The 23,661-nt window shown below is 64.1% G+C and carries 20 protein-coding genes; 8 read left to right on the top strand and 12 right to left on the bottom strand.

The genetic code is table 11. The annotated features are described in order from the left end of the window. Positions 1-184 precede the first annotated feature (184 nt). From I6L36_RS02360 to I6L36_RS02325, 8 genes are all read right to left on the bottom strand, one after another. Positions 185-928, bottom strand: a complete 744-nt coding sequence (locus I6L36_RS02360) for a DUF3379 domain-containing protein (protein WP_042878935.1) — start codon at positions 926-928, stop codon at positions 185-187. Then, positions 921-1,511, bottom strand: coding sequence for a sigma-70 family RNA polymerase sigma factor (locus I6L36_RS02355; RefSeq protein ID WP_216986955.1), 591 nt, complete (start codon positions 1,509-1,511; stop codon positions 921-923). Before I6L36_RS02355 ends, I6L36_RS02360 begins: the two co-directional genes overlap by 8 nt. Positions 1,512-1,541: 30 nt before the next feature. Then, positions 1,542-3,020, bottom strand: coding sequence for a BatD family protein (locus I6L36_RS02350; RefSeq protein WP_180321354.1), 1,479 nt, complete (start codon positions 3,018-3,020; stop codon positions 1,542-1,544). Between the two features lie 62 nt (positions 3,021-3,082). Next, positions 3,083-4,543, bottom strand: coding sequence for a tetratricopeptide repeat protein (locus I6L36_RS02345; protein WP_119197671.1), 1,461 nt, complete (start codon positions 4,541-4,543; stop codon positions 3,083-3,085). A gap of 21 nt (positions 4,544-4,564) precedes the next feature. Next, positions 4,565-5,527 carry a VWA domain-containing protein gene (locus I6L36_RS02340; RefSeq protein WP_119197670.1) on the bottom strand — a complete coding sequence of 321 codons (963 nt, stop codon included), beginning with the start codon at positions 5,525-5,527 and terminating at the stop codon, positions 4,565-4,567. Next, the gene (locus I6L36_RS02335; RefSeq protein ID WP_254052460.1) at positions 5,524-6,081 is read right to left on the bottom strand and encodes a DUF4381 family protein; all 558 of its coding nucleotides are present in this window, start codon (positions 6,079-6,081) and stop codon (positions 5,524-5,526) included. The genes I6L36_RS02340 and I6L36_RS02335 overlap by 4 nt, the downstream gene beginning before the upstream one ends. Next, positions 6,066-6,956, bottom strand: a complete 891-nt coding sequence (locus I6L36_RS02330) for a DUF58 domain-containing protein (protein WP_109113253.1) — start codon at positions 6,954-6,956, stop codon at positions 6,066-6,068. The genes I6L36_RS02335 and I6L36_RS02330 overlap by 16 nt, the downstream gene beginning before the upstream one ends. A gap of 28 nt (positions 6,957-6,984) precedes the next feature. Then, positions 6,985-7,935: a MoxR family ATPase gene (locus I6L36_RS02325; protein ID WP_119197669.1), complete on the bottom strand. Its 951-nt coding sequence runs from the start codon at positions 7,933-7,935 to the stop codon at positions 6,985-6,987. Positions 7,936-8,118: 183 nt separating this feature from the next. On the opposite strand from I6L36_RS02325, the gene fadI reads away from it, so the two are divergent. From fadI to I6L36_RS02290, 7 genes are all read left to right on the top strand, one after another. Continuing rightward, positions 8,119-9,429, top strand: a complete 1,311-nt coding sequence (gene fadI / locus I6L36_RS02320; protein WP_216986954.1) for an acetyl-CoA C-acyltransferase FadI — start codon at positions 8,119-8,121, stop codon at positions 9,427-9,429. Further along, entirely contained in the window at positions 9,429-11,576 is a 2,148-nt protein-coding gene (gene fadJ / locus I6L36_RS02315) for a fatty acid oxidation complex subunit alpha FadJ (RefSeq protein ID WP_103244636.1), read from the top strand. Before fadI ends, fadJ begins: the two co-directional genes overlap by 1 nt. A 260-nt stretch (positions 11,577-11,836) precedes the next feature. After that, entirely contained in the window at positions 11,837-11,977 is a 141-nt protein-coding gene (locus I6L36_RS02310; RefSeq protein ID WP_010674670.1) for a TIGR02808 family protein, read from the top strand. Positions 11,978-12,165: 188 nt separating this feature from the next. Then, a complete protein-coding gene (locus I6L36_RS02305) occupies positions 12,166-12,723 on the top strand; it encodes a YaeQ family protein (RefSeq protein WP_010674671.1) in 558 nt (185 codons plus the stop codon). A gap of 11 nt (positions 12,724-12,734) precedes the next feature. Continuing rightward, on the top strand, positions 12,735-13,619 hold the full coding sequence (locus tag I6L36_RS02300) for an AEC family transporter (RefSeq protein ID WP_109113036.1): 885 nt from the start codon (positions 12,735-12,737) through the stop codon (positions 13,617-13,619). Positions 13,620-13,867: 248 nt separating this feature from the next. Then, a complete protein-coding gene (locus I6L36_RS02295) occupies positions 13,868-14,710 on the top strand; it encodes a DUF4062 domain-containing protein (protein WP_109113035.1) in 843 nt (280 codons plus the stop codon). A gap of 234 nt (positions 14,711-14,944) precedes the next feature. Beyond that, positions 14,945-15,361, top strand: coding sequence for a hypothetical protein (locus I6L36_RS02290; RefSeq protein WP_141116496.1), 417 nt, complete (start codon positions 14,945-14,947; stop codon positions 15,359-15,361). Between the two features lie 127 nt (positions 15,362-15,488). On the opposite strand, the gene I6L36_RS02285 is transcribed toward I6L36_RS02290, so the two are convergent. The 4 genes from I6L36_RS02285 to I6L36_RS02270 form a co-directional block, all read right to left on the bottom strand. Further along, positions 15,489-16,718 carry an MFS transporter gene (locus tag I6L36_RS02285; protein WP_109113034.1) on the bottom strand — a complete coding sequence of 410 codons (1,230 nt, stop codon included), beginning with the start codon at positions 16,716-16,718 and terminating at the stop codon, positions 15,489-15,491. A gap of 55 nt (positions 16,719-16,773) precedes the next feature. Further along, on the bottom strand, positions 16,774-17,544 hold the full coding sequence (locus I6L36_RS02280) for an ABC transporter ATP-binding protein (RefSeq protein WP_109113033.1): 771 nt from the start codon (positions 17,542-17,544) through the stop codon (positions 16,774-16,776). Continuing rightward, positions 17,537-18,589 carry an iron ABC transporter permease gene (locus tag I6L36_RS02275; RefSeq protein WP_010674675.1) on the bottom strand — a complete coding sequence of 351 codons (1,053 nt, stop codon included), beginning with the start codon at positions 18,587-18,589 and terminating at the stop codon, positions 17,537-17,539. Before I6L36_RS02275 ends, I6L36_RS02280 begins: the two co-directional genes overlap by 8 nt. A gap of 101 nt (positions 18,590-18,690) precedes the next feature. Then, entirely contained in the window at positions 18,691-19,812 is a 1,122-nt protein-coding gene (locus I6L36_RS02270; RefSeq protein ID WP_109112853.1) for an ABC transporter substrate-binding protein, read from the bottom strand. Between the two features lie 599 nt (positions 19,813-20,411). Here I6L36_RS02270 and I6L36_RS02265 point away from each other — a divergent pair. Beyond that, entirely contained in the window at positions 20,412-23,630 is a 3,219-nt protein-coding gene (locus I6L36_RS02265) for an ExeM/NucH family extracellular endonuclease (protein WP_254203460.1), read from the top strand. The last annotated feature ends 31 nt before the right edge of the window (positions 23,631-23,661 follow it).

The following is a 23,661-nucleotide window of genomic DNA, read 5'->3' as shown; positions in this document are numbered from 1 at the left end:
ATTATTGGATAAATAAAGCACAAATGGTGCCGTTTGCGTCATTTAAAATAAATAGTAAAAATGTGACTTCGCGCGGGCAATGGGCGGGAACATGCGGGGATGTGGGGATGAACAGGCAGACAATGAGGATGTCTGCCTGTGATGTGGCTGAGGCGGAGGACGAGTCAGCCTGGGTCAAGGTCTGTTAAATGGACCAGTGCAGGCGTGACTCAAGCTGGCGGGCAACCGGGGCGAGGGGCTCCTGCATGTCTCCGATGAGCACCATGTTGGCCCCCTTGAGCGGCAGTATCTCCCCCTTGAGGGTCCCGTCTGCAAAATCGGACTGGATCGTCAGTGGCAGGTGCTTGGGGACGAGGAACAGGGTGACCGGTCCCATCTTGCCCTGCAGCACCATGTGCAGGGCCGGTCCCTGATAGAAGGCGCAGTGGTTGACATAGGTTACCTTCATGCCCGGCATCTCGCTCAGGGTGGCGCCATATTTCTCCATTTTCGCGTTGATGGTGTGCAGGCTGACCCGCTCATCCACCGCATGAATGAAGGGCTCTTCCCCATAAACGTGGGACATGGCGACCTGAGCCAGCGACAGGGTGTCCGGTGCCACAGGCCAGCTGATCCAGCGGGTGCTCATGCCGAGCAGGAAGGCGACCGAGGCCGCGATGGCCAGAGCGCGCCATTGCGTGCGTGCAGGAGTGGCGGGTAGCGAGACCACCTGCTCCTCTTCGGCTGCCATCGCCTGCCTGAGCAGGATCCGCTCCGCAAGACCGGCCGGTACGTCCACTTCCAGAGTGCTGCGCACCTGGCGCTCGAGCTGCTGCATCTCGTCCAGATGCTTGCGATTGGCCGGTGACGCCTCGGCGGCTTTCAAGAAGGCGGGATCCCTGTCCGAGGGGTGAGTGATGGCCCGGCGGCGAAATTCAAGCTCATCCATTGGTGTGTCCTCTCTGTTGTTTCGCAGACTCCATGGCCTCTTTTATCTGGTTGCGAGCGCGAAACAGCCTTGTCATGATGGTGTTCTTGTTCAGGCCGAGTTGCTCGGCGATCTCCTCCCCGCTGAATCCCCCCAGTACCTGCAGCAGCAGCGGCTCCTGATACTCGGCAGGCAGGCGGGCGATGTGGCGCCTGAGCCATTCGTGCTCCATCTCCTGCTCGCTTGGCAGGACACCCTGATCCCGCAGGGGGTGCTCGTCGAGGTCGACAAGATCGAACTGCTTTCGCTCAAAGCGGCGGGCATTCTCCCGCCGCAATATGGTGATGAGCCACGCCTTGGCAGCCTTGTCGTCCAGCAGGGTATCTATCGCCTTCCAGGCGCGCAGGAAAGTCTCCTGCACCAGATCCTCGGCGATTTGCGGATCCCGGCACAGCCAGTAGGCGTAGCGGTAGATGTCCCCGTGCAGGGCGTGCACCAGGGCTTCGTACTTGGTTTGTTTGTCTGCCATCTCCCCATAGACCGGAGAAGCGGAGGGATCCTTTCCCGTGTCGGCCCTTTTTCTTCTGAAAAAACCTAACGCCATAAAGGGGTGTCCTGTTTCATGAGGGGCGCATCATGCACGCATCCACGCCAGTATTCGAAGACCATAGGCTATCGCAAAGCTCTCCCAGGTGCACAACTCCCTGGCGAGCGCCTGTCTGGGCAGGTGTTCGCCAGGGGCGAGTACGGGGGCAAAACAGGCCCGATCCAGGTCGTCCAGCAGCGCTCCCATGGCGGGGTCGCGGTGACAGGGCAGTCTGGCCAGATGCAGACAGGGGGCGTCCCAGCGCAGGACGGCCCAGGTCAGCAGGGTTTCCCTGGCCTCGTCAGGAGAGCCCGTGGCGAGGGCCCGTTGCAGGCGATAGAAGGCGCGCCAGCGCGGCCAGCGGCGCATGAATGCCCGCAGCAGGATGGCCAGGAGCACCCAATAGAGATACTGGACCCCTGGTGCGGGGGAGGCGGGAGTGGCGCTCTCCCTTGCCGTGAACACCAGAGAATGTGCGGGCAGGCGCGCCTCCTCGATGCGACCGCTCTGGGTGTTGAACCAGCGCAGGGTCTGGGGGCGCAGCACATAGCGCCCCGCCTCGTCGGTGGTCAGGGCTTGGCGCCACTGGCGCTCGAAGCGAAGCGCCCCCTCGGCCACGAATCGCTCCTGTTGCTGCTCGCCGTCCGGCTTCATGGAGAGGCCGGCGGGCAGGGGCGGGGCCGGCAAGAGGGGCAGGCGGTTGCCATCCCCCCCTTCCATTACCAGGGTGAGGGTGCGGATCACCGGCTCACCCACCCTGGCCTGCGCCGGGCTGAACTGCTGGCGCAGCACCAGGCTGCTCGCCACCGGCTCCAGGGGGGCCTTGTCCACCTTGATGAAGAGGGTCGCCGCCCTGGCGGACAGCAGATCCCCCGCGTTGCCCGGCGCGGTCGCACCGGCCTGGTCCTGGTGCGACAACCGCCCCTGAAAGCGGGGGGATTCGATGGGATGGAGCCCGGGTCCTTTGGCCTGCAGCAGCCATTTTCGCGTGAGACGCCCGGGCAGGCCGGGGCTGGCGGGAGAGTCCCAGCGATCCTCGCCAAGGCGGCGGATGGTAAAGGCCGGGGTGATGGGCTCGCCGAGGTTGGGGGCCTCCAGGTTGGCAGGCAGCCAGAGGGTCAGCTCATAGATGAAGGGCTGGCCGGGGTAGAGATTCCCCTCATGGAGCACCCGGGCCTGCAGCTCGACCGGAGAGAATACCGGATCTTGTGTCGGCATCAGGGTGCCGTCCAGGGAACGTGTCGGCACCGCCAGGGAGGGGGTGAGATCGGCGCCAAGGGGCAGGGAGGGCACCTGGCGCGGGCTGGTATCGAGCAGGTGCAGGGGGATCTGCCAGCGGGTCAGGCTGCGGCTCTGGGCACTGACCCGTTGGATGCTGACCCGCCCGACCGCAAACTGGCGCAGCAGCGGTTGCAGGTTGAGATCCTCATCGCGGTGCAGCCCGTCGGCCTCGATGACGAGCAGCCAGTCGCGCTCGCTCGCCCCCGGCAACAGCTCGGCCTCGACAGGGGCGGCCTGCACCCGCATGGCACACAGGGCGAGCAGCAGCCAGCAGCCGATCCGGGGGGAGAGCAAGCGCAGCACGAGGATCACCAGGGCTCCTCCACCTTGATCAGGGGGCGGCGCAGGGCCTCCTTGCGAAGGCGCTGCTCCAGCAGCAGCACGGGGGGCGCCGGGGGGCGGGGAGCCTCTGAGGCGCGGGCGGGGTCGGGAGTGTCGGCCTGCTCCGGGGCATTTGCCGAGGGCGTTGTCTGCGGCGGGTTGGCCCGCAGCAGGGCCAGGTTGTGCAAGGCATCCCTGTGCCCAGGTTCAAGGCGAAGGGCGCTCAGATAGGCCTGCTCCGCGGCGGCAAGATCCCCGAGCCAGACCAGGGCATTGCCCCTGTTGTAGTGGGCGGTGACGCTGTTTGCCCTGCCATAGGCGGCGACGGCCCTGGCGTAATCCCCGGCTCTATACCAGGCGTTGCCTTGCCAGACCGGATCCTGGAAGGCGTTGGCCGCTTCCCGATAGTGTCCCTGGCGATAAGCCTGCCAGCCTGCTTCATCTTGTCGGGAGGCCGCCTGCAGGGAAGGGGGCGCGACGCCAATGACGAGGATCACCAGCAGCCAGTGGGCGCCGATCCGCGCCAGCAGCGCCAGGGGGAGCAAGGTGATGAGCAGCCAGGGGCCGAGATCCCGGGATTGCCCCTGCGTCAGGGCCTGGCCCATGGGCAGGGGGGCAAAGCGGGGCTGGCCGGAATCAAGCCAGGCCAGCCTGCCTCCGGTACTGGCGGCAAGGGCGGCCATGGCCTCCTCGTCGGGCGCCGGCAAGGTGTGGCCGATCGGGCTGCCGAGCTGCCAGCGCTCGGCAGCCACGCCGGGCAGCCGGGTCTCCTTGCCCCCGCTGGCCAGCAGGATGTCGAGCCGCGGGGCCGAGCCTGCCTTGCAGAACAGGTCGTTGAGGCAGGGCCAGAGGGCGGCGATGTGATCGCGCGCTGTCCCGGAGAGGCCGTCGGTCACGAGCAGCAGACGGGCGGACTGGCCCGGCGGGATCAGGGTGAGGGCCAGGGCCACGGCGCGCTCGGGGGCGCTGCCCTGGACAGGCATGATGGCCGGGCGCAGGTCCGGCAGCAGCAGGGCGATGGCCTGATGATCCCGGGTGGGAGGCATGGCGAGGTAGGCATCCCCGGCAAACAGGATGAGGGCGATGGGATGGGCCGCGTCCTGCCGCGCTATGTCGGCCAGCATCTCCTGCAATCCCAGCCTTACCCGGGTTGCCCGGTCCGGCGCCAGATCCTGTGCCAGCATGGAGTCGGAGAGATCCATCAGCCAGATATCGAGGGCCGGGCTCGGCATGGGGAGACTCTGCTGGCGCAGGGCGGGGCCCGAGAGCGCGAGGATCACCGGCAGACAGGCAAGCCAGCGCCAGGGGATGGCCCGATGGCGGCTCGGCAGCAGATAGGCCTGCATGGCCGGGGAGAGCAAGCCGGGATCGCGGCGGCGGCGCCACCCCTGCCACAGCCAGGGGAGCAGGGCCAGCAACCAGAGGGGGCGCAGCAAGATCAGCTCCATGGTGCCACCATCATGGCCTGCCTACTCATGGGATGGCCTGTGTGACAGGGGGATGTGCCGGCGGGCTGGCCAGCAGAGCAGCAGCCAGGCCAGGGCCAGTGGCCAGGGGTAGAGCTCCTGGTGGGGCCGGGAGAGGGTCTGGGGCCGGGCGAGGGGCTCCAGGGTGTCGATGGCCTGGTTGATGGCGGCGAGATCTCCCCGGTTGCGGGCGCGAAAATAGCGGCCTCCTCCCAGCGTCGCCAACTGCTGCAACAGGGCTTCATCCAGTTCGGCACTGGGATCGGCGTCCCCTGCGGGCCCGGCGAAGGTGTCGGGGTCGGCGCCCACCCCCAGGGTATAGAGACGGATGCCGGCTTTGGCGGCGAGCCGGGCCTCGGTCAGGGGATCCGCATTGCCCGAGGTATTGCGCCCGTCCGTCACCAGCAGCAGGGCGGTGGGGCGGGTGGGGTCGGCGTGCTGGCGTGCCAGCAGGGTGGCTTCCCCCAGGGCCGTGGTGCGCCCCACCAGATCGAAATCGAGCTCCCTGGCCAGGGTGAGCAGGGCCCCGGTCTCCTGGGTGAGGGGGGAGAGCAGATAGGCGTGATCGGCAAAGACGACGAGGGCGATGCGATCCCCCGGGCGGGAGGCGACAAGGTTGCTTATCTGCTGGCGCACCGCGGCAAGCCTGTCCGTTTGCTCTCCGTCATCCAGCATGTCCTGGGTGCGCATGCTGTCGGAGAGATCCACCGCCAGGATGAGGTCCCGGCTGCTCTGGTAGTGAATGATCGGGGGCTCCTGCCACTGGGGGCGGCACAGGGCCAGTACCAGGGCACACCAGCAGATCATCATGCGCCACAAGGGCTGCCCCGCCTGGGGCTGGAGCAGGGGAAAACCTCCATGAACGAGCCGGTTTCTTCCCTTGCGCCCCTTCATGGGAGGCAGGCCGAAGCGCACCAGCAGCGGCAGGGCGAGGGCGAGGGAAAACCAGGGCCAGGCGAGGATCATCGCGTACCCTCCGGGGAAGGGGCCCCTCGCTTGCTTGCCGGGAATCGCGGCGCGCTGACGCAGCGTCGCCCCCAGGCGAGATAGGCGAGACGCAATCTTTTGCGCTGCGCCTCATCGGGCACTCTGCCCCCATAGAGCCAGAGCGGCCACTGGGCGGCAAACCGGGAAAAATCGCTCCCCCCCTTGCTGTCCAGCCAGGCGAGCCAGTCCCCCCCTTGCAGGGGGGCCGCCTCGGGCCAGCGGGCCATGGCCGCTTCTCGCAGGGCATCCTGCAGCCTGGGGACGAGATCGTCTGCCTGCCAGTCTATCCGGAGCGCCCAGTGGCGCTGGCGCCACAGGGTGAGGGCCGTCATGGCGATCAGGCAAGCGGCGATCGCCGCGATCAGCAGCCCACCGAGGGCCATCAGGCGAGGATCCTGTGCAGGCTCGAGAGCGGGGCCTTGGTGGATGTCGCGCAGCTCGGCACGAATGGCTTGCAAGGCCTCGCTGGACGAGGGCTGGCGATATGCATCCGGTGCGGGCACGCCCTGCTCCCCCCTCAAAACAGACGGCATCCGCCCTCCTGCCACTGGCGTTGCAGGGTGGCGCCGTTGTCGAGGCGATAGAGGCGCGTCACCAGGGGCAGTAACTGCTGGCGACAGGCCTCGGCCTGTTCGTCGGCCGCCCTCTGATAGCGGGCGCGAAAGCGGGGATCTTCTCCCGCGAGCCAACCGCTGTGTCTGCCTGCCTGCACTGCCAGCTGCCCCTGCTCGGGCAGCGCGGCTTCCAGGGGATCGCGGATCTGCCAGTAGTGGATGTCGTGGCGCAGGCGAAGGCGTTGCAACTGCTGGCAGAGGGCCTGGTCCGGTGCCTGGTGATGGCTTATCAGGGTCAATCTGGCCCCGTGGGGCAGGGTGAGTCGTGCCAGGGTCTGGGCCAGCGTCCTAGGCTGGGGGGCGCGATCCAGCCCTGCCTCGTAATGGCGGCAGAGCGCTTCCAGCAGAGGCATGAGAGAGCCGCGCTGGTGCTCTGTGTGGGGGACTGCGCCCTGGCAGATCAAGGTATTGGCCTGTTTCTCCCCCTGCCAGAACAGGGCTGCGGCCAGCTCGCAGCCAAGGCGGGCCTTGAGCTGGGCGCGGGAGCCAAAGTACATGGCAGGTGAGAGATCCAGCAGCAACCAGTGGGCCTGATCCTGCTCTTCCCCGTAGAGGCGGGTGTGGGGGCGGCCGAGGCGGGCGGTGACCCGCCAGTCGATGTGACGCACCTCGTCACCGGCCTGATAGAGGCGAAGCTCCCTGAAATGCAGCCCGGGCTGGCGCCCGATACGCCCCTGGGCCGCCTGATGAATGCGGGCACGCTCGCCCTGGCGCGTCCAGAGGCGCACCGCCAGCAGCCGCTCGAGGGTGAGGGCGATGTCGGGGTGATCCCGGGGCTCGGCGACGGGGGTCATGGCGATAGGGCTGCCTGTGGGGGCCGGCTCAGGGGCATGGAATGGCATCCAGCAGCAGGGCGATGAGCGCCTCGCTATCGAGGTTGTCCGCCAGCGCCTGATAACTCGGGATGAGGCGGTGGCGCAGCACGGCTGGCGCCAGTTGCTGGATGTCTTCGGGCAATACGAAGTCGCGCCCGGCGAGCCAGGCCCGGGCCCGTGCGGCTCTTGCGAGGCCGATGCTGGCTCTGGGACTGGCCCCCACCGCGACCAGGGGGTCTAGCTCGGGGCACAGGCCGCTGCCGGGGCGGGTGGCGCACACCAGTTGCACCAGATAGTGCTCGAGGCGCCCCTGCATCTGTACCCCTTGAACGGCGGTGCGGGCTTTCATCAGGTCGGACTGGCTCAGGGTGATTGGCGGCGTCGGCAGGGCGTCGCCACGGGCGTTGAGTTGAAGGATGGCCAGCTCCATGGCGGGGCTGGGGTAATCCACCAGCAGCTTGAGTAAGAAGCGATCGAGCTGGGCCTCCGGCAGGGGATAGGTCCCTTCCTGCTCGATGGGGTTCTGGGTGGCGGCGACCATGAAGAGGGAGGGCAGGCGCCAGCTCTTCTTGCCCACGGTGATCTGGTGCTCGGCCATGGCCTCCAGCAGGGCGGACTGCACCTTGGCCGGCGCCCGGTTGATCTCGTCCGCCAGCACCAGGTGGTTGAACAGGGGGCCGGGTTGAAATACGAAGCTCGCATCCTGGGGATGGAAGACCTCGCTGCCGGTGAGATCGGCAGGGAGCAGATCCGGGGTGAACTGGATACGGGCAAAGCGCCCCTCCACGGCACCGGCCAACGCCTTGACCGCCCGGGTCTTGGCAAGACCGGGGGCCCCCTCGATCAGCACATGTCCTTCACATAACAGGGCGATCAGCAGCCCCTCGATGAGGGGGCCCTGTCCCAGGATCTGGCTGCCCAGATAGTCTCCAAGTGCTCTGAACTCGGCCGCTGCCATGCGATAAACCCGTTGTTTTTATGGAAGTTGATCTTTTTATACCCCAGTTGGCTCACAAGGGCGAGGGAGGGTGGCAAGATGGGGACAATTTAGTTTCAATCAGCCGTATGAAAGTTGTGATTGGATTGTTAAGATGTGGCGCAATGAGGTCAGACCTCTGCCTTTTTAACCCAAGGAGCCAGGATGAAACAGCCATTGAAACTGACGACTCGCCAGGGCGAACGGATAGCCGTCGTGGCGGGTCTGCGCACCCCCTTTGCCAAGCAGGCCACCGCTTTTCACGGCGTGCCTGCGGTGGATCTGGGCAAACTGGTGGTGAGCGAGATGCTCGCCCGCACCGATCTCGACCCCAAGCTCATCGACCAGCTGGTGTTCGGCCAGGTGGTGCAGATGCCGGAAGCGCCAAACATCGCCCGGGAGATCGTGCTTGGCACCGGCATGAGCGTCAGCACCGATGCCTATAGCGTGTCGCGCGCCTGCGCCACCAGTTTCCAGGCGGTGGCCAATGTCACCGAATCCATCATGGCCGGCACGGTGGACATCGCCATCGCCGGCGGTGCCGACTCCTCTTCCGTGCTGCCCATCGGGGTCAGCAAGTCTCTGGCCCGCGCCCTGGTGGATCTCAACAAGGCGCGCAACCTCCAGCAGCGTTTCAATATTCTGCGCCGTCTGCGCCTGAAGGACCTGCTGCCGGTGCCCCCGGCCGTGGCCGAGTACTCCACCGGTCTCTCCATGGGGCAGACCGCCGAGCAGATGGCCAAGACCCACCAGATCAGCCGCGAGGCGCAAGATGCGCTGGCCCACCGCTCCCACACCCTGGCGGCCGAAGCCTGGGCCCAGGGCAAATTGAGTGGCGAGGTGTTCACCGCCCACGTGCCCCCCTACAAGTCGCCGCTGGAGCGGGACAACAACATCCGCGAAAGCTCCGATCTGGCGAGTTACGCCAAGCTCAAACCGGTCTTTGACCGGGCTCACGGCTCGGTGACCGCCGCCAACGCCACCCCGCTCACCGACGGCGCCGCCGCCGTGCTGATGATGCGTGAAGGGCGTGCCCGCGAGCTGGGTCTGGAGCCGCTGGGTTACATCCGCAGCTTCGCGTTTTCCGCCATCGACGTATGGCAGGACATGCTGACGGGCCCCTCCTATGCCACGCCGCTGGCGCTGGACCGTGCCGGCATCACCCTTGGGGATCTCACCCTCATCGACATGCACGAAGCGTTTGCTGCCCAGACGCTCGCCAACCTCAAGATGTTTGCAAGCGCCGAATTTGCCCGTGACAAGCTGGGCCGGGATCAGGCCATCGGCGAGGTGGACATGGAGAAGTTCAACGTGCTCGGCGGCTCTTTGGCCTTTGGTCACCCCTTTGCCGCCACCGGGGCGCGCATGATCACCCAGACCCTGCATGAACTGCGGCGCCGGGGTGGGGGATTGGGGCTCAACACCGCCTGTGCGGCGGGTGGGCTGGGTGTGGCCATGGTGCTGGAGGTGGAATGATGAGTGCCAAGACTTTTTCTCTGGATATTCGCAAAGACGGCATCGGCATCCTCACCATGGATGTGCCCGGTGAGAGCATGAACACCCTGAAGGCCTCCTTTGCGGACGAGATCCGCACTCTGTTGGCCGAGGTAAAGGGGAACGGGGATCTGATCGGCCTGGTGATCGTCTCCGGCAAGAAGGACTCCTTCGTTGCCGGGGCCGACATCGCCATGCTGGCGGCCTGCACCAGCGCCCAGGATGCCGAAGCGCTGTCCCGGGCCGGACAGGAGGTGTTCGCCGAGATCGAAGCCCTGGGGATCCCGGTGATCGCCGCCATTCACGGCCCCTGCCTTGGCGGCGGGCTGGAGCTGGCGCTCGCCTGTCATGGCCGGGTGGTGACCGATCACGGTAAAACCGTGCTGGGCCTGCCGGAAGTGCAGCTCGGCCTGCTGCCGGGCTCCGGCGGTACCCAGCGCCTGCCGCGCCTCATCGGGGTGGCCAAGGCACTGGATCTGATGCTGACCGGCAAGCAGGTGCGGGCCAAACAGGCCAGGAAGCTCGGGCTGGTGGATGACATGGTGCCCCCGTCCATTTTGCTGGAAGCTGCCATCAAGCTTGCCAAGAAGGGCAAGCCGCGCCACCACCTGAAACGGGATCTGCAGGGCAAGGTGCTGGAGACCAACAAATTTGGTCGCAAGGTGCTGTTCGATCAGGCCCGCAAGGGGGTCAAGGCCAAGACCCGGGGCAACTACCCGGCGCCGGAGCGCATCATCGAGGTGGTGCGCATCGGCGTGGAGGAGGGGATGCAGGCCGGCCTGCTGGCCGAGGCCCGCCACTTCGGCGAGCTGGTGATGACGCCGGAATCCGCCGCTCTGCGCTCCCTCTTCTTCGCCACCACTGAGATGAAAAAAGAGGTGAGCTATCAGGGGGCCGAGCCGCGCAAGGTGGGTCATGCCGCCGTGCTGGGGGGCGGCCTGATGGGGGGGGGCATCGCCTTCGTCACCGCCACCAAGGCGGGGGTACCGGTGCGGATCAAGGATGTGGCGAGCGCCGGCATCGGCAATGCCATGCGTTACAGCTACGACCTCCTCGCGAGGAAGCTCAAGCGTCGCCAACTGCTGCGCAGCGAGCTGGAAAAACAGATGAGCCTGCTCACCGGCACCCTGGACTATTCCGGTTTCCACCGGGTGGACATGGTGGTGGAAGCGGTGTTCGAGGACATCAACCTCAAGCACCAGATGGTGCAGGACGTGGAGCGCGAGTGCGGCGAGCACACCGTGTTTGCCTCCAACACCTCCTCCCTGCCCATCCACCAGATCGCCTCTGCGGCGACGCATCCGGAGCGGGTGGTGGGGCTGCACTACTTCAGCCCGGTTGACAAGATGCCGCTCGCCGAGATCATTCCCCACGCGGGTACCAGCGCCGAGACGGTGGCCACCACCCTGGCCTTCGCCCGGGCACAGGGCAAGACCCCCATCGTGGTGAAGGACGAGGCCGGCTTCTACGTCAACCGTATCCTGGCGCCCTACATGAACGAGGCGGCGCGCCTGGTGCTGGAAGGGGAGCCGGTGGAGGTACTGGACGGCGCTCTGCTCGACTTCGGTTTCCCGGTCGGCCCCATCACCCTGCTGGACGAGGTGGGGATCGACGTGGGGGCCAAGATCTCCCCCATCCTCGAAAAAGAGCTGGGTGGCGAGCAGTTCCAGGCGCCCAAGGCCTTTGACAAGCTGCTGGAGGACGATCGCAAGGGGCGCAAGAACGGCAAGGGCTTCTATCTCTATGGCAAGGCGGCCCCGCGCAACAAGCTCACCGGCAAGGAGGGCAAGAAGACGGTGGACGCGAGCGTCTACGACGTGCTTGGCGTCAAGCCCCAGGCCAAGCTGGCCAGGCAGGAGATCGCCGAGCGCTGCGTGCTGCTGATGCTCAACGAAGCGGCCATGGCCCTGGATGGCGGCGTGGTGGCCTCGGCCCGGGACGGCGACATCGGCGCCATCTTCGGTATCGGCTTCCCTCCCTTCCTGGGCGGTCCGTTCCGCTACATGGACAGCCTCGGCATCGACTATCTGGTGGGGCGTCTTGAGCACCATCAGAAGCGCTTTGGCGACCGCTTCGCCCCCTGTGCGCGGCTGAAAGCGATGGCGGCGGAGCAGCAGACCTTCTACTGATGGCTCTCGACGGCATGCATCTAGCGAGGCGACCCCAAGGTCGCCTCGCTTTTTGTTGGGCGTACCTTTCGGTTTGGGGCGAGGGGCGAAGAAAAACGGGGCGGGGAGGGGTAAAACCTTGATCTGGCGCAAACTGGTGCCCCATTTATTACTTTGGTGGCATAGGACTCAGGCGCGGGTTGAGGTCAAATAGTCTTATCAGGAACGGGGGCGACCCCGTCACGAAAGGGACACCCATTTCACTGGATGAAGGACACACTATGAGTCTGCTTGAACACACCATCTGGACTGTATTGGGGTATGGGGCCATGCCCTTTATCTTCCTGAGCGGGTTCGTGGCAGTGGCAGTGACCTGCTGCCTGCTGCTCAATGCCTTCGGGGTCAAGTCCGCCGAGAAGTGAGTCACTCTCGTTCATGCCGCCAAATGCCAGTCTCACGACTGGCATTTGTTTTTTGTGTCTTCTGAAGCACTTGCCCGCCCCTGATGGGGTAAAGGGAGCGCAAGACGGTCGAACCCGGCGGCCATTTTGATTACACTGACGCCCGGCATGTCCGCCCCCTTCTCTTTTATCAGGTTTTCACGACTTCTATGGCGCTCAAGGCAACCATCTTCAAGGCCCAGATCAGCTTGTCTGACATGGATCGCAATCTCTATCAGGACTTCTCCCTCACCCTGGCCCGTCACCCCTCCGAGACCGACGAGCGCATGATGATCCGCCTCGCGGCCTTCGCCTGGCATGCCGCCGAGCGGCTGGAGTTCACCAAGGGGCTCTCTGCCGACGACGAGCCCGAGCTCTGGTGCAAGAACTACTCCGACGAGATTGAACTCTGGATTGAGCTGGGTCAGCCGGACGAGCGCCGCCTCAAGAAGGCATGTAACCGCTCTCGCCAGGTGGTGCTCTACCTCTATGGCGGTCGTGGCACCAGCGTCTGGTGGAAGCAGAACCAGGGCAAGCTCGGTCTGCACGACAACCTGAGCGTCATCGAACTCTCCGACAGCCAGACCCTGCCCCTGGCGGCCATGGTGGAGCGCACCATGCAGCTCACCTGTACCATCTCCGACGGCCAGCTCTGGGTCAGCAACGGCAGCCAGGAGGTGACGCTGGACCCCGTGGTGCTGATGGGACGCCCGGCCCGCGAACTGTAAACGGGATACCCATGTTCAGCGCCCTGCTCAATATCGTCATTCCCGTGTTTGCGGTGGTGGGCCTTGGCGCCCTCTATGGGCGGCTGCGACCGGGCGGGGCCCTGGGTTATGTCAACCGGGCCAATATCGAGCTCTTTACCCCGGCGCTGGTCTTCTCGGCCCTGGTGAAATACCCCCTGGATCTCGCGGCGCACCTGCCCCTTGTGGGGGCCGGTGCCCTGGTCATCCTGCTGCCCGGCTTGCTGCTCTCCCTGCTCAAACTCAAGGAGATAGAGCGGGCCGCACTGATCCTGCCCGCCATGTTTCGCAACACCGGCAACCTCGGCATTCCGCTGATGGTGCTCGCCTTTGGCGAGCAGCAGCTCGGCGCCATCGTCATCCTCTTTGTGCTCTCCAACCTGCTCCACTTCTCGGTGGGCATGTTCATCCTCTCGGCCAGCAGCTCCCGCTGGCTCTGGCTGAGAAGCCCCGTGCTCTGGGCCGCCTTCGCCGGGCTGCTGGTGGCCAACCTGCATATCCCGCTGCCGGAATACCTGGTGACCAGCGCCGCTCTGCTCGGCCAGATAGCGGTGCCCCTGATGCTGTTTGCCTTGGGAGTTAGGCTGATGGAAGGGGAGCTGGATCACCTGGGGCTGGCCATCAAGTGCAACCTGCTCTACCTGCTGGCGGGGGGCCTCTCCCTGGGGCTCGCCGTCTGGCTGCTGCCCCTCGAACCTGACTGGATACCACTCCTGATGCTGTCGGTGGCGCTGCCCCCGGCGGTGCTCAACTACATGCTGTGCGAGCAGTATCAGTGCCAGCCCGACAAGGTGGCCAGCATCGTGCTCGGCGGCAATGCGCTCTCTGTGGTGGTGATCCCCCTTGCGGTGTGGTTGGCACTGCATCTGGGGAGTTAACCCTATTTTGTTTTCAAGGACGCCTGATGGCGTCCTTTTTATCGCCATCGCGAAAGTCCGATTAGGCTTCGCTAATCGAACCTGCGGCCCTTGAAGGCCAACAGATGATTCTCAGAATACAAATAACTCATTGACACATTGCTTTTTATTACTAGAAATCGAAAAATAATACGGTGTGGGATTTGTTATTCTCTAAAAAGAAATTCTTCCTTCTCGTATATGGTTAACCAGCACAAGGAGATTTTAAGGTGAGTTACACTGCTACGACATTCAATGTAATGATTGCTTCGCCTGGCGATGTCGCTTCGGAGAGGGCTATCGTTCGAGATGTCATCTACGAATGGAACGCTATTAACTCTGGAGTGAGAAAAATAGTCCTATTACCAGTTGGGTGGGAAACACACTCATCACCGGAAATGGGATCGCCAGCACAGAAAATTATCAATAAGCAAGTATTGAAAAAGTGTGACCTGCTTGTGGGAGTATTCTGGACACGCATTGGAACTCCCACTGAACACCATTTGAGTGGCACAGTAGAGGAGATTGAAGAACACATAGCGTCTGGCAAACCTGTGATGTTGTACTTCTCCAGTCAACCAGTTGCCATGGATACAGTTGATTTAACTCAAGTTCAACGACTAAAAGAGTTCAAACAGTCCTGCCAGAGTCGTGGTCTTTATGAGAGCTATGACAGTCATTCAGAGTTTAAAGATAAGTTCTATCGGCATCTGCAACTAAAATTGAATGAGCACCAGCTTTTTCAAGTAGAAGAGGCTGAAGAGTTTGAAGATGTTGTCGTCGAGTCCCGTACGAAAATTCCACACATTTCACAAGAAGCAAGAATACTGTTGAAAGAAGCCAGCCAAGACCAAGGGGGAGCGATTCTCCATGTTCGATACCTCGATGGAACAGCTATTCAAACAAACGGCAAAAATTTGCTGCCTTCCATGGACCGACGGGAGATTGCAAAATGGGAAGACGCACTCCAACAACTCAGGATGCATGACCTAGTGGTTGATCGTGGCAGCAAGGGCGAAGTATTCGAGATCACGAACCTTGGCTATCAAGTTGCTGACATGATTGTGTTATGAGCGGACTTAGAGATTCTTCAAATAATCTACTATGGCGAAGACAGCGTTTTGTATATAGGTAATGAAGATGTTAGAGATACCTACATCGATTGCAACAGGTTCGCTCAGAGTTGGGCTCCAAGTTGTTAGCTCTCACAAGAAACCTGTATTAGAAGTCTATTACCAAGTTCGAAACAGATTTGGCCCTGAGCAAGAGCTCGAAATTCCCATTGGTGTAGATGGAATGAGGGAACGGTGCATAAAAATCGGCCTCAGGATATTTTCATCCAATTTACTTTAGTGAATATTGGTGGGGTACGAGCCGAGAACGTAACTTTGCGCATAAACGGCGAGTTGAAACGGCATCATCCACGAGAGGATTTTGGTGGTGTTTTTCGGTCAACAATTTCCCAGTTTGCCCCAGGGCAAAGTCAACATCTGTTTAGCTTTAGGAAGTTTGATCTATATGAATACCCTGAAGGTGGTGGAAGCCCGCTTGGGTTAAAAGCTGAGTCCCTCACAATCACTATGGAGTACGATGCGCCACCTGGGATGCTCAATTGGTTCTTGTCACTTCCTAGAAAAGTATGCGGCAAGAAAAGGTTCGCAAAAGTATTCTCATTTTCTCCGGAGATCGTAGCTGGAGATTTACCTCCAGCAGAGTATGTCTAACAAGTCAGGTAAGTCACTCACCATTAAACCTATACCATTAGCATCTATCTACCCTGTTTCGAGTTCAGTGGATAAGGTGAGGAGCAGGAAGAGTGAGATAAAAACAGGGCGGCCTTGGCCGCCCTGTTTATTGATGGGGAGCAGGTTGAACCTGGCCATCCTTGCGCAGTTGGGTATAGAGACCAAACCCGGCCAGCAGGCCGGCGAGGGCCAGCAGCAGCCAGATGGCGGTGGCGGGGCGACTGCCCGCATCCCCCAGCATAAAGCCGATGAGCAGGTTGCCAAAGAGCGCCATGCAGCCCCCGGCGCTGGCATAGAAGCCGTAGTAGCTGCCGAGCTGCTCAGGGGGGGCGTAGCGGGGCAGCTGGGCGGCGAAGAGCGGGAAGCAGAGGATGGAGCCCAAGGAAAGCAGGGCCACCTGCGTCAACACGCCTGCCGTCGGCCAGGGTGCCAGCAGGGGCAGGGCCAGGTAGCTCAAGCCCATCATGCCTATCCCCAGTCCCATGGCGAGCGGCACCCCCAGGCGGCGCTCCACCAGGCGGGAGGCCGGGAGCTGGAGCACGACACCGATCACCGCCGAGAGGGTGAAGACGCCGCCGAGCAGGTGGGTGGCGTCCGGCAGGCTCTGGATATGGGCGGGGAGGGCGAGATAGAGCTGGTGGAACAGGATCTGGTAGCTGCCTGCCAGCAGGGTGAACCCCATGAAGGGGCGCTGGCGCACTATCTCCCCCCATTGGCGCAAGATGGCGCCACGGGGGCTCTGGTTGCTCACCGGGCGTTTGGGCAGCATCCGGTATTGCAGCACTCCGAGCAGAGCGAAGAGGCTCGCCGCCAGGATCCCCGTCAGGGTATAGCTCTGCTGGGTCAAGGTGAGGCCGACCAGGGGGCCGAGCAGCATGCCCGCCTCGCTGGCCAGATTGTGCAGGGCGAAGGCGCGCTGACGCTGGCTCGGGTTGTGGCATTCGCTGGCAAGGTAGGCCTGGGCGCAGGGGGTGAACAGGGCCCCCGCAAAGCCGGTGAGGGCGGCGGCCAGCAGCAGGATGGGGAGGGACTCGGCCCAGCCCAGCAGCACGAAGCCCAAGGAACGTACTAGGCAGCCCCAGACGATGGCGGGATGGTAGCCGATGCGATCCCCAAGGGTGCCGCCCAGCAGGAAGAGCCCCTGCTGGCTGAAGACCCGCATCCCCATGACGAGGCCGCAGGCCCAGCCGGCCAGGCCGAGCCCGCTGCCCATGTGCTGGGCGAGGAAGGGCATCATCATGTAGAAGCCGAGGTTGAAGGCGAGCCCATTGGTGATGAGCAGGCGGGCGGCCGGGCTCATGCCCTGCCAGTCCCGCCAGTAGGAGGCGCCGTTCATGATCGCCTCCCGCCAGCGCGTGGGGCGGTGGTCGTCGGGGTGGCGCAGCACTGTGTCATGATGTCTTTCGCAGGGTTCTGAGGAAGGGGATGCCGTGCTGATCGTGGCTTATCTCCACCGGCACCTGGTAGAGGCGCTCGATGAGGGCCGCGTCGAGCACCCGGGCGGGGGGGCCGAAGGCCTGCAGATCTCCCCCTGCCAGCACGATCAGCTGATCGGCAAACTGGGCGGCCAGGTTGAGATCGTGCAGCACCACCAGGGTGATCCACTGCTGCTCCCGGGTCTGCTGGCACAGGTGCTCCATCAGTTGCATCTGGTGGTGCAGGTCCAGGGCGCTGACCGGCTCGTCCAGCATCATGATGCGGGGGGCGCGCAGCAGCACCTGGGCGAAGAGCACCATCTGCCGCTGGCCGCCGCTCAGGGAGTAGAGGGGGCGATCCGCCAGATGGGCGATGCCGAGCGCCTGCAGGGCCCGGCCGGCAGCCAGGATGTCCTCGTCCGCGAGGCGCATGGAGAGGCTGTCGAGGCGCCCCAGCACCACCACTTCGATGACGCTGAGATCCAGCTCCAGCTGGATGTTCTGGGGCATGTAGCCAAACTGCTGGCGCCACCTGGCCTGCGTCATCTGGCGGGCACTCTGGTCCCCGAGGCGAATGTCGCCACTGTCCGGGGTCAGTTCACCAAAGAGGGTGCGCATCAAGGAGGTCTTTCCGGTCCCGTTCGGGCCGATGATCACATGGACCTGACCCGGATGCAGAGTGAGGCTGAGATCCCGCAGCAAGGTCTGCTGGCCGAGGGAGAGGGAGAGTCGGGATATTTCAAGCACGTTTACGCCCCCTGCCGAGGATCAACCAGATGAAGAAAGGCACGCCAATGAGCGCGGTGACGATGCCGATGGGGAACAGGGCCCCCGGAATGATGGACTTGGAGAGCACCGAGGCCGCCGAGAGCATGCAGGCGCCGCACAGGGCGGAGAGGGGGATCAAAAAGCGCTGATCTTCCCCCACCAGCATGCGGGCGATATGGGGGGCCACCAGGCCGACGAAGCCGATCACGCCGACGAAGCTGGTGGCGGTGGCGGTGAGCAGGGCGACCAGCACCAGGGTCTTCATGCGCAGTCTGTCGACGTTGACCCCGAGGCTGCGGGCGCGGGCTTCCCCGAGGCGCAGGCTGGTGAGGGCCCAGGCATCCCGGTAGATGAGCAGGGTGCAGATCAGGGTGACGACGGCGGTGATGATCAGGGAGTCCCAGGTGGTGCGCATCAGGCTGCCAAACAGCCAGAACAGGATCTGCTGGTTGAGCTCGGGGGAGGAGAGGAACTGCAGCAGGGAGAGCAGGGACTGGAACAGGAACAGCAGGGCGATGCCCGCCAGGATCAGGGTCTGGCTGCTGACATGGCGCATCATGGCCAGACCAAACAGCAGGCAGGCGGCAAACATGCACACAATGAAGGCACCGGCCGGGATGGCCACCAGGGGAGGAAGTCCGAGGCCGCCGGTGTAGAGGGCCAGCGCCGCGCCAAGGCCCGCCGCCGCCGCGAGCCCGAGGGTATAGGGGCTGGCGAGGGGGTTGTCCAGCAGGGTCTGCATCTGCACGCCACCAAGGCCGAGAGAGGCGCCGACCACCAGGGCCATGAGGGCGATGGGCAGGCGCATGTCGTGGACGATGGTGCGGGTCATGGGATCGGCCTGGGCGGGGGAAACCAGGGCATCGATCACGTCGTGCAGGGCCAGCAGGGAGGGGCCGGTGGCGATGTCGAGCACCAGGGTAATGCACAGGACCAGGGCGAGCAGCAGGAGCCAGTGCCAGCGACGGCGCTCCCGTTGCCGCTGCCGGGCGAGGGTCTGCTGCAGGGCAGCCAAATCATTCATGATGTCAATCCTGAAACGGGCGCCGCAAGAGGCGCCCACACAATCCAAGAGGGTTGCTGAAGAGGGCGTGGCCGAGGTGGGCCACACCCGAATTGCCGGGGTTAGCTTGCGTCATCCTGCTTGATGCCCAGCATGAAGGTGCCCTGGGGACGGATGGGCAGGTAGTGCTGATAGAACGCCTGATAGGTGGCCAGGGGATCGAGATCCTGGAAGAGATCCGGATAGAGGGCCTTGGCCATGAACTCGATGAGGGCGGCATCCATGATGCTGCGGGTGGCGCCGTGATAGACCGCGTAGAGGCGACCCTGCTTCACCGCAGGCAGCTCGCTCCAGCCCGGACGGGCGGCAAAGCCTTGCAGACGCTGGCGCACGGTCTCTGCCGACACATCCTGGCCCACCTGCATGGCGACAGCACTGCTCACGCTCTCGTAGCCCGCCATCAGGATCACCTCGGGCTTGCTCGCCAGCAGTTGTTCCGGGTGGATGGGGCCCCAGCGATCGACGAAGGGGGCGGCCACGTTGTCGCCACCGGCCAGCAGGGCCATGGCGCCCCACATGTCCTTGCCATAGGTGTAGCTGTACTCGGCCGGACCCTTGTCACCCAGCTCGATGTAGACCCGGGGCGGCGTGCGCTTCGCGGCGGCGATGCGGGAGGTGATGGTGTCAATCTTGGCCTTGTACTCGTCGGCCATCTTCCGGGCGCGGGCTTCCTGGCCGGTCAGCTTGCCAAGCAGCAGGGTGCTCGCCATGTGCTGTGCCAGGGTCTGGGCGTTGTAGTCGATGACCACCACCGGGATCCCTGCCTGCTCAAGGCGTGGCAGGTCGGCGGCCAGGGCCTCATATTGCCACTTCGCCAGGATCACCAGGTCGGGCTTGACCGCCAGGGTCTTCTCGATGGAGAAGCTCTGATCCTGCACGTTGCCAAGGTCGGGGACCTTGGCCAGTTGTGGCTGGCTGGCCACATAGAGCGACCAGATGGCGGGACGGGACTTCATGAACCAGCCCAGGGACATGCCCACCAGGCGTTCGGCCCCGCCTTCACCGGCCACCGCCAGGTAATCTTCGGGATAGAAACCGAGCACGATGCGGCTTGCCGGAAGGCTGAGGGAGACCTTGCGGCCCATCACATCTTCCACTTCAACGGGGGGGGCGGCCTGCGCCATCCAGCTCACCAGGACGAGCTGGCCGAGCAGCAGCAACTTTGCCAGGGGGTGACGAAACATCTTGTAGCACCTCGAGAATAGAGACGGTCAAAAAAGAAAGTGAGAACTATTGCCATTCGCGAGCGCAAAAGCAACAAACGTTTGTGTCATCCCCTCTCTTGTTATTTCTGTCATTACTGGAGCCGGTTCCACAAGAGCACCAGGAGAGCGTTCCACCCCCGGTTTTCTGCCTTCTCGGGCCACGCAGGGAGTGGCGCCCGGTATGGCACCCATGGATTTGCCCATGATCCGGAGTCTGTGAGTGGTGCTGTTCACGAAATGGTACCGGGCAGAGGGCCGCCGTTTTGCTCCCCCTGCCTTGCCTCCAGAGTCGATGTCGCTCCCTGACGGAGGCCGCCAGCAGGGGCTGGGGGGGCGACAGTTTCCTGCGCAGCGATGGCAGACACTGCCCATTCGGGTATTGCCCGTCACCTTGGCGCAACATTTTGTTGTCATTGTTAGCCAGCTCGCAGCAGCCCCGGCGCCGACGGGGCAGAGTGGGCGCGCAGTTTCGGCCGGGGGCTGACATGCCTCCCGTTGATGGCTGCATCCAAGGTGCTGCGGCCCGCCTTGTGCGGGGCGCCAATAACATGATCTGCAAATAAAAAAGGAAACTGACCATGTCAGGAAGACACTCTCTGGTGGCGCTGGCCGTCGGGCTGGCGCTCGCTGGACAGGCACAGGCGCAACTGCTTATCACCGAATACCTGGAAGGGTCCGGCAACAACAAGGCGGTGGAGCTGAGCAACCTCGGCAGCGACGCCGTCGATCTCTCCCAATACCGGCTGGCCCTCTACGCCAACGGCAAACCCATCAGCGAATCCCCCACCAACAGCCTGGCGCTGCAAGGCACCCTCGCCCCGGGCGCCACCCTGGTGCTGGCCAACCCCTCAGCAAATGCCGAGATCCTGGCCAAGACGACCCAGACCAGCGGCAACCTGGTGTTCAACGGTGACGACGCCCTGGTGCTCTATCGCGGCAGCGAGATAATCGACAGCGTCGGCCAGGTAGGGGTGGATCCCGGCACGGCCTGGGTGTCGGGGAGCGTCTCGACCCTGGACATGACCCTGCGCCGCAAGGCCACCGTCACCATGGGCCGCACTGATGCGACGTCCCCTTTTGATCCGGCGCAGGAATACGTGGCCGCCCCGAAAGATGACGCTAGTGGCCTGGGGTGCAGTGGCGATGGTCCCTGCGATGGCACCCAGCCGCCCGCCTTCGTCTGCCCGGTGGATCAGTTGGTGCCGGTGCCCGCCATTCAGGGCCCCGGCACCAGCAGCCCCCTGGTGCCAGCCGGCAAGTTCGAATCGGAACAGGCCTACGCCACCCGCGGCGTGGTGACCCAGGTAGTGAGCGGCCTCTACAAGGGCTTCTTCATTCAGGACGAGCAGGGGGACGGGGATGCGGCTACCTCCGACGGCCTCTTCGTCTACACCACCAAGGCCAACGCTGCCTTCGTGCCGGGGGCCGAGGTGTGCGTTTCGGGCAAGGTGAAGGAGTATTTCAATCAGACCCAGATCAACGCCGACGAGCTGGTGGTGACTCGGCCCGCTGGGGCAGTGCCGGCGGCAGTGGATCTGGTGCCGGTGGCGGGCGAGAGCCTGAGCCAGCTGCTGGAGCGTCACGAGGGGATGCAGGTTCGGCTGGTGCCGGGTTCCAGCCTGGTGGTGACCCGCAACTTCAGCTTCGATTACGACGGCAAGCGCAACAACCTGGTGCTGGCCTATGGCGCGCCGCTCATCAAGTCGACCCAGAAATTTGCCGCCATGAGCCAGGAGGCGAGCGACTGGGCCCTTCGCAACCAGCAGAACCAGCTGGTGGTGGAGACCGACGCCAAGGCGCCGGATGGCGTGCTGCCCTGGTATCCCGGCTTCAATGCCGAGGACGGTTACCTGCGCATCGGCGACAGGCTCAACGGGCTGGAGGGGGCCCTCGGTTACTCCTACAACCTGTTCAGACTGGTGGCCAGCAACCGCATCGACGCAAGCCAGATCGATCACAGCGGCTGGGATCGGGTGGAAACCCCCGAGCTCGCCGAGGCAGGGGATCTGCGGGTCGCGAGCTTCAACGTGCTCAACTTTTTCACCACGGTCGTGGGGGGGGATGCCAACCCCACCGGCAGTAACCGGGGCGCCCTCACGGTGGCGGAGTTCGAGCTGCAGCGTACCAAGATCGTCAGCGCCATCACCCGCCTCAATGCCGACGTGGTGGGGCTGATGGAGATAGAGAACAACGGCTACGGCGACAACTCCGCCATCGCCAACCTGGTGGCGGCCCTCAATGCCGCCCAGCCGGATGAGGCGGATCACTACCGCTGGATTGCCTCGCCGGACGGCAAGCCCATCGGCACCGACGCCATCACGGTGGGCCTCATCTACCGACCCGCCAAGGTGACCCCGGAGGGGGTCGCCGGCCTCATCGCGCTGCCGGTGCAGCAGGCCGAGGCGGTGGACGCCAGCGGCAAGCCGGTGACCATCAATCAGGGGATGCGCGAGTCGCTGGTGCAGCGCTTCAGCTCCCCCAAGGGGGATGCGCCCCTGACCCTGGTGGTCAACCACCTCAAGTCCAAGGGCTCCGCCTGCTTCGAGGATTACCCCGACTACGCCAGCGCCGATCCGCTGGATGGCCAGGGCCACTGCAACGCGCTGCGGGTCTCCGCCGCCAAGGTGCTGGGGGAGCACCTCAAGGATCTGGCCGGGGATCTGCTGCTCATCGGTGACATGAACGCCTATGGCATGGAAGATCCCATCCGGGTGCTGACCGACTATGATCCGGCCGCCCAATCGCGCCAGATCATGAGCGCCTCCTTCACCACCCTGGCGGGCCAGCCCTTCGAGGAGAGCGGCAGCGCCCTTGGCAAGGGGTATGGGTTTGTGAACCTCAACACCCGCTTCCACGGCACCGACACCTACTCCTACAGCTACGAAGGGGAGCTCGGCAACCTGGATCACGCCCTGGCAAACCCGAGCCTCGCAGCCAAGGTGATCGGCATCGAGGATTGGCACATCAACTCCGCCGAGAGCAACTTCTTCGAGTACGGCAGCAAGTACAGCGGCCAGCTGGCGAAATCCGAAGGGCCCTTCAGCGCCTCGGATCACGATCCCGTGCTGGTGGCCATCCAGTACCCGCTGCCGCCCGCCGGGGTATTGAGCCTCGAGAGCGCAGCCGCCAGCGTGGAGGAGGGGAATACCTTGTCCCTGAGTGTCAGTCGCAGCGACGGCAGCCATGGTGAGGCCAGCGTGAGTTATCGCATCGTCCATGGCAGCGCGGACGCAAGCGACGTGGCGCCCCTCACCGGCACCCTGCACTGGGCAGCTGGCCAGAGCGAGCCCCAGACCATCAGCATCCCGGTGAAAAGCGACACCCTGCACGAGGGGGACGAGACCTTTACCCTGGAGCTGTTTGACCCGAGTGGCGCGACCCTGGGGGATCAGCACCAGACCCTGGTGACCATCAAGGACAAGCTGGCACCGTCCACCATCTCGCTGGCTCAGGCCAGTATCACGGTGAACGAGGGGCAGTGGCTTGCCGAGATCCCCCTGGTGCGCAGCGGCGATCTCAGCAAGCCGGCCCGGGCCCGGGTGGCCCTTGACGGGGTCACGGCGCGCTGGGGGCTGGATTTCCTGCCCTGGTTCGGGCAGACAGTGAGCTGGGCCGCAGGCGAGGGGGGCAGCAAGTCGGTCAAGGTGCTGATCATCGATGACTGGTTTGTGGAGCCCACCGAGCAGTTCAGGGTGAGCCTCGATCGGGTGGAAGGGGGCCAGCCCGGCGCCTTGCAGCAGACCCGGGTCGACATTCTGGACAACGACAAGTCCTGGTGGCCCTTCGGTCGCCACTGAGGATGATTGAGCAACAAGAAAGGGGCCTGCG

Source organism: Aeromonas sp. FDAARGOS 1406 (assembly GCF_019048565.1).
Taxonomy (GTDB): domain Bacteria; phylum Pseudomonadota; class Gammaproteobacteria; order Enterobacterales; family Aeromonadaceae; genus Aeromonas; species Aeromonas caviae.
This window is presented reverse-complemented; position numbering and strand designations above follow the sequence as displayed.

Excerpts from the sequence above, each read along its gene's own strand:
- I6L36_RS02265 (WP_254203460.1), top strand. The coding sequence starts at position 20,412 with ATGTCAGGAAGACACTCTCTGGTGGCGCTGGCCGTCGGGCTGGCGCTC.
- I6L36_RS02275 (WP_010674675.1), bottom strand. The coding sequence starts at position 18,589 with ATGAATGATTTGGCTGCCCTGCAGCAGACCCTCGCCCGGCAGCGGCAA.
- I6L36_RS02335 (WP_254052460.1), bottom strand. The coding sequence starts at position 6,081 with ATGCCGTCTGTTTTGAGGGGGGAGCAGGGCGTGCCCGCACCGGATGCA.
- I6L36_RS02340 (WP_119197670.1), bottom strand. The coding sequence starts at position 5,527 with ATGATCCTCGCCTGGCCCTGGTTTTCCCTCGCCCTCGCCCTGCCGCTG.
- I6L36_RS02310 (WP_010674670.1), top strand. The coding sequence starts at position 11,837 with ATGAGTCTGCTTGAACACACCATCTGGACTGTATTGGGGTATGGGGCC.
- I6L36_RS02330 (WP_109113253.1), bottom strand. The coding sequence starts at position 6,956 with ATGACCCCCGTCGCCGAGCCCCGGGATCACCCCGACATCGCCCTCACC.
- I6L36_RS02345 (WP_119197671.1), bottom strand. The coding sequence starts at position 4,543 with ATGGAGCTGATCTTGCTGCGCCCCCTCTGGTTGCTGGCCCTGCTCCCC.
- fadJ (WP_103244636.1), top strand. The coding sequence starts at position 9,429 with ATGAGTGCCAAGACTTTTTCTCTGGATATTCGCAAAGACGGCATCGGC.
- I6L36_RS02325 (WP_119197669.1), bottom strand. The coding sequence starts at position 7,935 with ATGGCAGCGGCCGAGTTCAGAGCACTTGGAGACTATCTGGGCAGCCAG.
- I6L36_RS02270 (WP_109112853.1), bottom strand. The coding sequence starts at position 19,812 with ATGTTTCGTCACCCCCTGGCAAAGTTGCTGCTGCTCGGCCAGCTCGTC.
- fadI (WP_216986954.1), top strand. The coding sequence starts at position 8,119 with ATGAAACAGCCATTGAAACTGACGACTCGCCAGGGCGAACGGATAGCC.
- I6L36_RS02360 (WP_042878935.1), bottom strand. The coding sequence starts at position 928 with ATGGATGAGCTTGAATTTCGCCGCCGGGCCATCACTCACCCCTCGGAC.
- I6L36_RS02285 (WP_109113034.1), bottom strand. The coding sequence starts at position 16,718 with ATGAACGGCGCCTCCTACTGGCGGGACTGGCAGGGCATGAGCCCGGCC.
- I6L36_RS02305 (WP_010674671.1), top strand. The coding sequence starts at position 12,166 with ATGGCGCTCAAGGCAACCATCTTCAAGGCCCAGATCAGCTTGTCTGAC.
- I6L36_RS02355 (WP_216986955.1), bottom strand. The coding sequence starts at position 1,511 with ATGGCGTTAGGTTTTTTCAGAAGAAAAAGGGCCGACACGGGAAAGGAT.
- I6L36_RS02350 (WP_180321354.1), bottom strand. The coding sequence starts at position 3,020 with ATGCGGGTGCAGGCCGCCCCTGTCGAGGCCGAGCTGTTGCCGGGGGCG.
- I6L36_RS02300 (WP_109113036.1), top strand. The coding sequence starts at position 12,735 with ATGTTCAGCGCCCTGCTCAATATCGTCATTCCCGTGTTTGCGGTGGTG.